Annotated in this window: 14 protein-coding genes; 8 read left to right on the forward strand and 6 right to left on the reverse strand. The window is 39.0% G+C overall.

Features of this window, described 5'->3' with window-relative positions:
- The coding region (locus DWW13_RS12525; protein ID WP_118720287.1) for a transposon-transfer assisting family protein at positions 1–203 on the forward strand (203 nt) is incomplete at its 5' end.
- Positions 200–562 carry a cysteine-rich VLP domain-containing protein gene (locus DWW13_RS12530; protein ID WP_118720247.1) on the forward strand — a complete coding sequence of 121 codons (363 nt, stop codon included), beginning with the start codon at positions 200–202 and terminating at the stop codon, positions 560–562. The genes DWW13_RS12525 and DWW13_RS12530, both read left to right, overlap by 4 nt.
- Positions 563–742: 180 nt before the next feature.
- Here DWW13_RS12530 and DWW13_RS12535 read toward each other — a convergent pair whose 3' ends face one another.
- The 6 genes from DWW13_RS12535 to DWW13_RS12560 form a co-directional block, all read right to left on the reverse strand.
- Entirely contained in the window at positions 743–1111 is a 369-nt protein-coding gene (locus tag DWW13_RS12535; protein ID WP_118720249.1) for a DUF6050 family protein, read from the reverse strand.
- A gap of 4 nt (positions 1112–1115) precedes the next feature.
- A complete protein-coding gene (locus tag DWW13_RS12540; RefSeq protein ID WP_118720251.1) occupies positions 1116–1346 on the reverse strand; it encodes a helix-turn-helix domain-containing protein in 231 nt (76 codons plus the stop codon).
- A gap of 38 nt (positions 1347–1384) precedes the next feature.
- On the reverse strand, positions 1385–1729 hold the full coding sequence (locus DWW13_RS12545) for a hypothetical protein (protein ID WP_005921702.1): 345 nt from the start codon (positions 1727–1729) through the stop codon (positions 1385–1387).
- 85 nt (positions 1730–1814) lie between these two features.
- Positions 1815–3161, reverse strand: a complete 1347-nt coding sequence (locus DWW13_RS12550) for a relaxase/mobilization nuclease domain-containing protein (RefSeq protein WP_118720253.1) — start codon at positions 3159–3161, stop codon at positions 1815–1817.
- The gene (locus DWW13_RS12555; protein ID WP_118720255.1) at positions 3122–3451 is read right to left on the reverse strand and encodes a plasmid mobilization protein; all 330 of its coding nucleotides are present in this window, start codon (positions 3449–3451) and stop codon (positions 3122–3124) included. Before DWW13_RS12555 ends, DWW13_RS12550 begins: the two co-directional genes overlap by 40 nt.
- A gap of 264 nt (positions 3452–3715) precedes the next feature.
- Entirely contained in the window at positions 3716–4069 is a 354-nt protein-coding gene (locus tag DWW13_RS12560; RefSeq protein WP_055168862.1) for a helix-turn-helix domain-containing protein, read from the reverse strand.
- A gap of 164 nt (positions 4070–4233) precedes the next feature.
- Here DWW13_RS12560 and DWW13_RS12565 point away from each other — a divergent pair, with 164 nt between their 5' ends.
- From DWW13_RS12565 to DWW13_RS12590, 6 genes are all read left to right on the forward strand, one after another.
- Positions 4234–4443 carry a helix-turn-helix domain-containing protein gene (locus DWW13_RS12565; protein ID WP_334291901.1) on the forward strand — a complete coding sequence of 70 codons (210 nt, stop codon included), beginning with the start codon at positions 4234–4236 and terminating at the stop codon, positions 4441–4443.
- Positions 4421–5137, forward strand: a complete 717-nt coding sequence (locus tag DWW13_RS12570; protein ID WP_147398330.1) for a LytR/AlgR family response regulator transcription factor — start codon at positions 4421–4423, stop codon at positions 5135–5137. The genes DWW13_RS12565 and DWW13_RS12570 overlap by 23 nt, the downstream gene beginning before the upstream one ends.
- A 5-nt stretch (positions 5138–5142) precedes the next feature.
- Complete coding sequence (locus DWW13_RS12575; protein ID WP_118720259.1) at positions 5143–6243, forward strand: sensor histidine kinase; 1101 nt, start codon at positions 5143–5145, stop codon at positions 6241–6243.
- Between the two features lie 143 nt (positions 6244–6386).
- Entirely contained in the window at positions 6387–7133 is a 747-nt protein-coding gene (locus DWW13_RS12580) for a heparan-alpha-glucosaminide N-acetyltransferase domain-containing protein (RefSeq protein ID WP_118720261.1), read from the forward strand.
- An 8-nt stretch (positions 7134–7141) separates the two neighbouring features.
- Entirely contained in the window at positions 7142–7894 is a 753-nt protein-coding gene (locus tag DWW13_RS12585) for an ABC transporter ATP-binding protein (RefSeq protein WP_118125321.1), read from the forward strand.
- Between the two features lie 2 nt (positions 7895–7896).
- Positions 7897–9855, forward strand: coding sequence for an FtsX-like permease family protein (locus DWW13_RS12590; RefSeq protein WP_118720263.1), 1959 nt, complete (start codon positions 7897–7899; stop codon positions 9853–9855).
- The last annotated feature ends 165 nt before the right edge of the window (positions 9856–10020 follow it).

The raw sequence follows: 10020 nt of genomic DNA on the forward strand, positions 1-10020 counted from the left end.
TTAGACTGACCGTTGAAGAAATGAACCTGTTGAGTATATACCATGAGGGAAGCAAGGCACAGCTTATTGAAAATATGACGGCTGCGCTGCCGTTCATGGACGAGGATATGCGCCCCTTTGCAGAGCGCACCTTACAGAAAATCTACCCACTAACAGAAAATGAGTATGCGGAGCTTGCCATTTTCGCCGCTGATGAGGTATGACCGGGGTTAAGCGGCTCACGCCGCCTCAAAGTCGGAAAGTCAACCGCCTTGTAAAAAAGGAGTGCTGCAACTGCGAGCGCGGACACTGTATCTTACTGGACGACGGAGAGGAATGTGTCTGCCCGCAGCTTATTTCCTACTCCTTGCTTTGCAAATGGTTTCAGACCGCCGTACTTCCTCTTGACAGGCTGCTGTATGCAGAGCTTTTCAAGACCGAAGATAAAAAGCGTTGTAGTGAGTGCGGTACATTCTTTGTATCAAAATCAAACAGCGTCAAATACTGCCCGGACTGCCGAAAGCGTATTACCCGCAGACAGGCAGCCGAACGCATGAGGAAACGACGCGCGGCGGTTACGTAATAAGGGCGAAAAAAGCCTTGATTTACAGGGCATAAATGACGTGAAACTGGCATAGGCGATACAGAATACCTTTTTCCTTGAAATCGGGGTTCTACTGCGTAACATTTCATAGCTGCACCCATAAGAAAACCGGGGCGCGGATAGTCTTTACTGACTGTCTGCGTCCCGGTTTTTTCTTTGCTATTTTTCCATGTTGATTTGAGGGGTTGTGCCCTTATCTGCGGTAAGTAAACGATATATCGTAAGGGGGATATACCATGTAGCCACGACAAGCCGCCATATCAAAATGACCCCGCCGATAATGCCGCCCAAAATAAAGTTGAGGGCGACGATATCCACCGTTCCGGCTATGTCATACCCATGCGGTACAAGCCATACGAACATACGGCGAATACCAAAGGGAATACCGCAGCACAGCCATACATAAAAGTAATTGGTCTGCCCGTCCTCTGTAAAGACGTTCTTGAACATGAAGAATAAAAACAATGCGATAACGGCGGGCAAAACAGTTCTCTTGAAAAAGTCTTTCCAAATTTCCCCGCGTGTCATGGTATCACTCCTTTTCGATTGGGAATTGTGGGATAGCTTCTAACAGTTTCAGTGTGAGTGTTTGCCGTAAATCTTCGTCGATTTCTTCTTTTGTCGTTCCGTCCGGCTGACGCTTTTTTACCATTGCAAGGTGGTTGATTTCGTCGCCGTAACAATCAAGCACTTTTTCCAACGCCCATTTTTCGCCCGTAACGGCGGCGCGTATCGTTTCATAGTCCGGCATTTCCTGTTCCATTCTCTGACACTTCCTTTTATTTGACAAACTGGGAGTTGTTATTCTATACGAACATTGACGGGGCTCACTGTAAGTTCTCCAATGCCTTCCACTCTGTACCATTTTCCTCGCTCAAGTTTAATTGTATCGCCTACCCTAGAAGTAATGTAACCTATTACATAAGTTTCTCCGCTTTCAATATCCGTAAATACAACATCTGTATCAGCAGTACCAGTAACTTTTACCTTTCCGCCAACAGGCTGTATCTGTTCGCTTTTCACTATCTCACCACCTGAAAGGGTGAAAGTGTGCATCTTAATATAGCTGTTATAACTTATGCCGATTATGATGACAGCAAGTGGGATTGCAACTCCCAGCGCTCGTTTCAACCGTTTCTTATCCATCTATTACACCTCCCCAAAATTCAAATTTGTCGTACTACGAAACTTCTTTGATATGAACTATTATATCACATAAGTATGAACAAAGCTACTCACGTTCTTTACCTTTTTCCCGTTCCGGCTCTCTTGGCTGCCGTAAAATGCTGTCTATGTTCTGCTTGATAACGTCGTATTCCTTGACCTGTTTTTTCAGCTTTCCATAATCAGCGTAAAGGGCTTCTTTCAGCGTTTGGAGCTTCCCGTATTCTTCCTGCATAGCGGCGAGATTGGGGAGCTTTGTAATGCCCGATGCTTTCAGTGCCTTTGCCGCTGCTTCATGGAGTATCAGACTGCTTTCCTGCTTTTCCCGGTATGCGCCCTTATCCTTTGTCCTGCGGTATGCTTCATAAACAGGTTTTGTCTTTTGGTAGGTGGTAACGTGCTTCATCAGCACCACCATGTCTGCAAGACGTTTCTCCACGCTCTTTAATGCGTCTGCGGTCTTTTCATTTTCCGCATTTATTTCTTCAATCCGGCTGACTAAATCCGCATACTGTTCAATCTGATGTTCGGTCAAGAAATTCATAGTCTTTGCCGCCAGTTTCAGATTATGGATTTTTGCCCACTGTTCATAGCCCCGGCTCTCTTGTACCTTGATACTGTTTTCAATGTTAATAAGCAACGATACGCCGCGCTGCTCTTTGGGAGCTTTCGCTATTTTTGTGCGCTTGCCTGCAATCCGTTCTTTGATTGCTTCCTCTGTATAATCTATACCGAGGGTTTTTAAGCGGGTAAACCGTTCCTGTCCGGGAGCGCAGCAGGAGATATATTTTCCCGGCTTTATCTCATAGCCTGCTGCCTGTAATCGCTGCAACAATTCTTCAAAACTTGCTACTTGGGGGATAAGCGTATCAACGGCAATTTTCAGCTTGCCTTTCCAACTTGTTCCCGTTTTTTCCGCTTGATATTCTGCATAGCTTTTTCCCTTACTGCCTTTACCCGGAACGACAACGGACAGCCCGTTTTCCCTGCACAGCTTATCGCTCATGTTCCGTATGCCGTAGTAGCTGCGCTTATTGGAATTGTACTTATGGTAGTCAACAAAATTGACCGCGCAAAAAATGATGTGGTTATGGATATGCCCCTTGTCTATGTGGGTAGTTAGGACGTATTCGTGCTGTCCCTTTGTTGCTGCGTCGGCAAGCTGCTTTCCGATTGCATGGGCTTTCTCACAGTCCACCTCTCCCGGTTCAAACGATTGTATCAGATGAAAGGCTAAGTTATTCACTTTTTGCCGAGCCTGCGACAAGGTATATTCAAACTCAATATCTGCCGGTTCATAGCTGCACCCAAAGGAGGACACAAGCGTTTTCCCGTCTGTCTTATCCGGGTTTTGGATATAGTCAAGGGCTTTACTCAACGTGCTTTTAATAGGCTTAATCTTTGTAATCGCCATATCTCCGCAAGCACCCCCTTTATTTCCTCTATGTCCTCTTGGTAGACGCTGCCTGTCGCATTGACACGCTTTGCAATCTGATTGATGTTGACCCCGATTTTCTGTATCTCCGCTGTCATGGCTATTATATCGCTATGGTCTGTCTGAATGATATAGCCGTCAATGGCAATCTTGCGAAGATACGCCGCCATGTTTTTGGTAGGAACGAGCTTCATTTTCTGCTCAATCAACGCCCGTTCTTCCTCTGTTACATAGAATTTGATTTGTATTTTTCTTTTGCGTCCGTTCATGCAATCGCTCCTTTCCGTTCCGAGGGTTTGGGACACTTCCCAACAAGCAATTTTCAACCGACGCACCGCAGGGCAAGAGGGCGAAAATACGGAAAAGGGTACTCTTTTCCTATGCTTGCTAAGAAAGTTTTTTATCTTTTTTGTCCTTATTTCCCTCTACGGAGAAAAAGCCATTTTGCCGAACTTATGCAAAAGAAAAAACGCTGCAATCTCAAAAAGATTACAACGCTTCCTAAAATCCATATTCAATTTTGCCGGACGTTTTTATTTGTCCTCTTTTTCGACTTCTGAAATTTCTTTTGCGGTTGCTGTTACAATCCGTATGCCGTTATCGCTCATATCATCAAGGAGAGCGTCGAGCTGCCGCCGCTTTGTATCTTTTCCGGCGGGCGTATCTAAAAGGAACTGGTCTACGGATATATTGTAACGGAGCATAAGCTCAAAAAAGATTTGCAGACTGGGGTGCTGTCCTTTATTTTCAATATTCGCAAGGTAGCGAGGGGAAATATACATTTCATCACTTACCTGTTTGCGACTTTCCCTGCGTCCCGTCCGCGCAGCTTTTATCGCTTCTCCAAATGCTTTGAAGTCATATTTTTCTACTGGTCTTTTTGCCATATTTATTCACCCAATTACATTTTACTGTTCCCCTTTCTGCTTGGATATGTCTACACAGTTCAATCAGTTAGCCAAAATAATTCTCAACAATTTACAGAAAGAACCTTTCATTTATTCGGCTGACCGTATATAATTATAGCTGATAAAGTTTTAAGAAAGGGTGAATGAAGATGTTAGAGTATATTTCTGCCCCGGAAGCAGCGAAGAAATGGGGCATTTCGGAAAGGCGGGTACAGAAGCTATGTGAAGAAAACCGCATACCCGGTGTGGCAAAATTCAGCCGTATGTGGCTGATACCAAAGGACGCGGAAAAACCCACTGACGGAAGATACAAGAAACGGGGTGATCGTGTTGATAAGAATAGCAATATGTGATGATGAAATCGGTACTTGCTCTGATATTGAAAACATGATTTTAAATTATGCTAAACTTCAAGCATTGCAGATAGACACAGAAGTATTCTATTCGGGAGAAACTTTGTTCAAAACGATAGAAAACAAAGATAAATATGGGTTAATATTTCTGGATATTCAACTTTTGCAGCTTGACGGTGTTCAAGTCGGAAAGCAGATAAGAGAACGACTTGGAAATGAAAAAATCAGTATTGTATATATTTCTTCTAAAGAAACTTATGCAATGAGTTTGTTTCAAGTTAGACCGCTTGATTTCCTCATAAAACCCATTACACAAAAAACCGTCAATGAAACCATAGATAAATACATACGGCTGAATAATCTTATGAAGAATGATTTTTTCTTTCACATAGGGAAATCAATACAACGGCTATATTTAGATGAAATTTTCTATTTTGCCTGTAATGGAAAGAAGATAGAAATACATACCGAAGCAGGTGTAACAACCTTTTATGGAACCATGCAGGAAGTAGTAGAGCAAGTGGACGGAAAAGGATTTTGGACAATCCATAAATCATATATTGTAAATTCTTCCTATGTTTCCATTTACAAATATGACGCTGTTCAAATGACAGACGGTACTATTTTACCAATAAGCCAAAAATATAGAAAACTTATGAAATCTTGTCTGACGGAACTTTATCGAAAGGAGTGAGTTTATTGTTATTATGTTATATTGCTATTTTTATGATTGATGCAGTACATATTTTACTGCTTATGCGTTTTTGCACAAACTGTATTGGAAAGCACCGGGTTAATAAAAAAATAGTGGGAATTATTTTTGCCGCCTTTTTTATTGTTAGCTGTTATTTAAGGCTTATGCCTGTTTCAAAAAAATTTTCTGCTGCAAATACAATTCTGTTTGTATTTGAAATTCTATTCTTACTTGTTGTGGTATTTCTTTTTCAAGGAAAGATTGCTGTACGTCTTGCTGTTGCCCTGCTATTGCCTGTCATATATTGGGGATTAAACTGGATTATTTTAAAAATCTGCTTCCATGACACATTTGTAGAAAACAAACAATGCTTAGTCAGCACAGGAATAGCAATCGTGATATTTTCCATTCTGGAGTTTGCATTAGAAAAATGGAAAAAATCAAAAAGAGAGCAGGAACGGGAAATATTAGAACAGGAAATCCGTATGTATGAAAACCAATTTGAAATAATACAGCAATCACAGATAAATACACGTTCTCTGAAGCACGACATGAAACATCATATAAAAATGCTGTCTGATTTAATATCTTCCGGGGATAAGGATGCTGCCCTTAAATATCTTTCGGATATGGGAGATTTCATGGATCACACAGAGAAATTTGTATCGTCCGGCAATGAACGTATTGACAGCATTTTAAATTATTATATCGAAAAAGCGAAAAATACGGATATTCATGTATCTTGGAAAATCCAAATACCAGAGCAGATTGAAATTTCAACATTTGACACCAATGTGATTTTAAGCAATCTGCTGGATAATGCGCTGAACGCATTATCAGATATACCAAATCCGACTTTGGAAATTTTTATGAAATATGACCGTGGGATTCTTTATATCAATATTCAAAATAATTGCAATCACGAACAACCTTCTATACATGCCATACTTTCTGCTTTTGAGCCAGAAAATGAACATGGATATGGCTTAAAAAATGTACAGCGCATTGTCGAAAAATATCATGGTAATCTATCTACCGAATGTGTAAATGATGTTTTCAATGCAAGCATTCTGCTGTTTCTATCCAACATAGAAAAAAGTGAATAGAATCCTAAACTATATCAAAGTCCGTCACTTCTGTTTTGAAGCGGCGGACTTTTTAATTTTTCCTTTCAACCGTGCAATTTTTCCAACCAGCCGTCTATCCTGTTTAAGTCTGCTATTATGGCATTAGATAGGAGGATAACAGTATGCAAGAAGAAAAGATACGGTATTATTTTGTTGACGGGATAAGGGGCGTTGCTATTATCAATATGGTTATATTTCATTTTTTATACGATGTGTATATTGTGTATGAAAAATCTCCAACATGGTATAGCCTTCCGGCAATCCATATCTGGCAACAGACGATATGCTGCACATTCATTTTTATTTCTGGTTTTGTATGGGTATGGGGAAAAGAAAAGAATTTACGGCGTGGAATCATATTTAATCTTTTGGGGCTGCTGATTTCAATTATTACATTAGTAGTCATTCCCGCGCAAACAATTTGGTTTGGAATATTAAATTTTATGGGTTGTGCAATCCTTCTTACGCTTCCTTTAGAAAAACTATTAAAGAAAATCCCTGCTATCTATGGAATGGCAATCTGCTTTTTGCTGTTCCTGCTTTGCAAACAAATACAATTTGGTCAAATTGGAATAACCGGTTTGCTACAAATTCAAGTTCCAAATCTATTATACAATATAAAAATACTTACACCGTTAGGCTTTCCGCATGAGGGGTTTCATTCAAGTGACTACTTTCCTATTTTTCCGTGGATATTTTTATATTTATGCGGGTTTTATTTTAATCAGATATTCATGAAACATTATACATGGCAAAAATACGCCCAGCGTAAATTACCCTGCTTATCGGTTTTAGGAAACAAAACAATCTGGATATATCTGCTTCATCAGCCATTCAGTATGTTAATTTGCTTATTGGTTTTTCATTAAAGGAGGACATTAAAATGCTTTTAAACGTAGTGGAAATTGAAAAATATTACGGAACAAGAAACAATCTAAAAAAAGCACTTGATCGAGTAAGTTTCTCTGTAAACTCAGGAGATTTTGTTAGTATTATGGGAGCGTCCGGCTCCGGCAAAACAACTCTATTAAATTGTATTTCAACAATAGACAGCGTAAGTAGCGGTCATATATATTTGGGTGAACAGGATTTGACAACTATTTCGTCCGCTAAAATGGCAGCGTTTCGGCGTGAAAATCTTGGCTTTATTTTTCAAGATTTTAATTTGTTGGAACCATTGACTATTGAGGAAAACATCTCTCTTCCTCTGTCAATAAAGGGGATTCCGGGGAAAGAAATAGAAAAAATTGTCAAACGACTTATGCAACGGCTGAACATTAGTGATATAGCTGGTAAATTACCCGCCCATGTGTCGGGAGGGCAAAAACAAAGGTGTGCTTGTGCAAGGGCTTTTGTAAACAATCCCAAATTGATATTAGCAGATGAACCGACAGGAGCTTTAGATTCGGCGTCCGCAAAGCAGCTTTTAAGTATGCTTGCGGAATTGAACGAACAGGATAGAAGTACAATCCTTATGGTAACACACGATCCCTTTTCAGCAAGTTTTGGAAATCGTGTCCTTTTCATAAAGGACGGAAACCTAAAAAAGGAAATTGATAAGGGGCAGCACAATAGAAATGACTTTTATCAGACAATTCTTTCTGAAATATCTGCATTTGGAGGTGAATAACCATGCCTAAGAAATTATCATTACAAAATGCAAAAAAACAGGTTGTTGAATATATGATTTATATAATCACTATGGTCATTACGGTTGCATTGCTATTATCATTTAATATGATTATATTTTCGGAGGAAATAGCTGCTATCATAAATGAGAAATCAATACTTCCGCTAATTCTTATTACCGTAAGTGTTCTTGTTGTGCTTGTGATAAGTGCATTGGTAAAACATATTACCGTGTTTATGGTGAGGAAAAGAAGCCGTGAATTTGGTTTATATATGCTATTAGGTGTTGAAAATAATGATATTGCAAAAATGTTCATGTTTGAAAATTATTTTATCTATGTATTTGTCTTAATTATCGGGGTTTTTATAGGCACGCTGTTTTATCAGATATTAAAAGCTGTAATTTGTCAAATGTATGCGACAATATACTATTTTAACTTTGAATTTTCATCAAAAGCAATCATATTAACTTTAGTATATATGGGAGCTATTTTTTCTTTTGTTTCCATTAGCACAAGTCGTAGTATCCGTAAGTTCAATGTACGAGATTTGTTATACTTAGACAATGATAATTCTGATAATAGAGAAAAGAAATATGGCTTGTCCGCAACTCTGATTCCTCTGCTTTTAGGAATAATTGGGATTGCGATTATTACAATGTCTGCTTTTAAGAATATGCCGGACGGATCAACGCTTTTTTCTCTTGTTCTTCTTTCGACGGCAACATACGGCTTATTTGCTGTTTTGCTGAACCATTTCACTTCCCGCTTAAAAAATAACAAGTGGAAATATACAAATATAAGGGTGTTTGTTTATCGGCAGTTTACTACTAAACTGCGCTCCATGTTTTTTTTGATGATAGGAGCTTCAATTCTAATAACAGTTGCATTATTGTCGATTAACTGGGGAGTTTATTTTACCACTATGGTAGAAAAACGCGTTGACGCTGTTGCTTTTGATATAGCCCTTTTTTCAAACGAGGAAAATACAGATTTTTCTAAATATCTATCTTATCTAAAAGAAAATAATCTTTTGGATAGCAGTTATGAGTATACCTTATATACAAATAAAGATAATTCCTTTTATCAAGAAACATTAAGGGCAGTGCAGGGGAAATTTGGTTTTTCTATATCGAGCGAAACAACAGATACTTTTATGTGTATAAGTGATTACAATAATTTGCGTGATATGCTGGGATTATCCAGCGTCGTGCTTGATAGGAATACTTATATCATACATTGCACTGTTCCCAATATAGCTCCTTTTGAAAAATATACCGAAGAACACACACAGCTTTTGATTGGTGACACAATTTGTCACTTCGGAGGTATATACAGTGAAGATTTTATGCAACAGGAGTCATATGGAAATGGGAACGGGTTTTTAATCATTGTTCCCGATAAAGTTGGTAAGGCTTTGTACAAACAGCAAAATGTATTTGTAGTAAAGACACTTTCTGCTTTGTCATTAACACAAATTGAGGACTTAAAAGCCATAAACAAAAGTGTGCAGATACTTTCAAAAACAGGAGTTCGTAATCAGTCTGCTTCTATGGCTGTTTATACTGTCCTGCCGTTATTCTATTTTGCATTTGTATCTGCTGCCATTGCCTGTACCCTTTTATCAGTTCAAATTTTAAGCTGGGCAAACAAGGAAAGAAAAGATTATCTTACTCTGGATTATATTGGTGTCGCAAATCATCAGAAAAAAACTTTGTTGAAAAAGCAGTTGTTTCTTTTATATTTCGTGCCTGTTGTTCCGGCGACTTTAGTTAATTTGCTTTTATTTCCGGTAATGACAGGCAGCATAGTAAATGACGTTAATGGAGTTTTGCAGATAGCTTCTATCATATCTGGAATACAGCAAACAGTCCTTACCGTATGTTTGCTATTAGTAGTCTACTTTTTCTACTATGTGGCAACATATATGATCTACAAGAGAACAATTATACCTAAAAAATGATAATAGATAATTTCTAAAATAATCTGCCGGACGACGGCAAAGAAAAAAAGCCGTCGCAGAGCAGCCATATTTTCACGCGCCTATTCTATTTCGGCGGCTTTGATTTTCAGAGCCGCCGTTTCTTTTTGTCTGTACGACGACCCTTAACCATGTAGACATGGCGGC

It is taken from the genome of Blautia sp. AF14-40, from assembly GCF_003479665.1.
GTDB classification, from domain to species: domain Bacteria; phylum Bacillota; class Clostridia; order Lachnospirales; family Lachnospiraceae; genus Fusicatenibacter; species Fusicatenibacter saccharivorans.